Origin of the sequence: Dorea sp. AF36-15AT, from assembly GCF_003477705.1 — a bacterium.
Classification (GTDB): Bacteria; Bacillota; Clostridia; order Lachnospirales; family Lachnospiraceae; genus Claveliimonas; species Claveliimonas ammoniilytica.
In genome coordinates this window covers 1-597 of the sequence record NZ_QUDV01000025.1, presented here as the reverse complement: position 1 = coordinate 597, position 597 = coordinate 1, and the positions used below count along the sequence as shown (strand labels likewise).

Below are 597 nucleotides of genomic sequence, written 5' to 3'. Positions count from 1 at the left end.
TCAGAACTCAAGGCTGCTTTTTCGTTTACACCAACTCCGATTGTTTCCTTAACAGTTTGGAGAATTGAGAAAATCGAAGTTTGTGATGGTAGATAATATGGAATGGTTTAATGTTTTTGGGCTGATTTTTATTGCAGTCATTATGATACCCAATGTTGTATTTGCGATTAAGTGCAAAGATGGATTTGATAATAAGTGGAACAATAAATATGTTGAGGTCACAGAACAAGTAGGGAGATTGGGTTGTTTCGGATTCATGATAATCAATGTTCCGGGAACTTGGTTCGGGTGGTGGTCTGACGAAGCATTTGCACTATATCTGATTGTAGATACCATATTGGTAATGCTTTATTGTGCTATTTGGATTATATGTTTTAAGAAAAACAGCGTTTTCAGAGCATTAGCACTTTCTATTATTCCTTCAATGTTGTTCTTATTTAGTGGGATTATGAGTAGGTCAGTGCTATTGATTATTGCATCAGTATTATTTGCACCAAGTCATATTGTGATTTCATATAAAAATGTAAAATGATATTTACAAATTCCAGTTGAACAAAATCGCTGCGCGATGGTCTGCCAAGGCTGTGGCGCAGCTTT

General features: G+C 35.7%; 1 protein-coding gene. It reads left to right on the top strand.

All coding sequences use genetic code 11. The features are described from left to right. The first annotated feature begins 85 nt into the window (after positions 1-85). On the top strand, positions 86-532 hold the full coding sequence (locus DWZ93_RS14615) for a hypothetical protein (RefSeq protein ID WP_118383170.1): 447 nt from the start codon (positions 86-88) through the stop codon (positions 530-532). The last annotated feature ends 65 nt before the right edge of the window (positions 533-597 follow it).